This window comes from Exiguobacterium sp. s123, from assembly GCF_018617075.1.
Classification (GTDB): Bacteria; Bacillota; Bacilli; order Exiguobacteriales; family Exiguobacteriaceae; genus Exiguobacterium; species Exiguobacterium profundum.
Genome location: NZ_JACSJL010000026.1, coordinates 1 through 526, shown reverse-complemented (window position 1 = coordinate 526; position 526 = coordinate 1). Strand labels below are relative to the sequence as shown.

Genomic DNA, 526 nt, shown 5'->3' with positions numbered 1-526 from the left:
CCGAGGATGAGATGGTCGAGCACCGGGATGCCGATGAGGTCCCCCGCCTCATGTAACCGTTCGGAGACGAGGATGTCCTCCCGGCTCGGCGTCGGGTCCCCGCTCGGGTGCTGATGACAGACGATGAGGCACGAGGCGTTGTTCAAGATGGCGCATTTGAAGACCTCCCGTGGGTGGACGACACTCGAGTTGACGCTCCCGACGTGTGCCCGGTGGACGCCGATGACCCGGTTCTTTGTGTTGAGCATGATGACGAGGAACACTTCACGGTCGTCGTCCCCGATGAACGAGGAACCGATTTGTCGGGCACTGTCCGGTGATTGGATGATGGCGTGCTCGAGAGCGACCATCTCCTCGCGAATCTCTTGTTTGATACGAATGACCTCGATGATGGATGTAAGTTCCATGATGGTTTGTCCCCTTTCGGATAAGCCGAGCTCAGAACGAACACCGTTGTGCGTCCTGTTGACGGGAACGAAGCGAGCGTCGGGAGACGGTGCAAGGGCGACCGCAGGGAGAGCCTCAA

1 protein-coding gene is annotated in these 526 nt (G+C 59.3%); it reads right to left on the bottom strand.

All coding sequences use genetic code 11. The features are described 5' to 3' along the window. A partial coding sequence (locus tag KNO72_RS15485) for a JAB domain-containing protein (RefSeq protein ID WP_214758779.1) occupies window positions 1-407 on the bottom strand: 407 nt, incomplete at its 3' end. Window positions 408-526 lie beyond the last annotated feature (119 nt).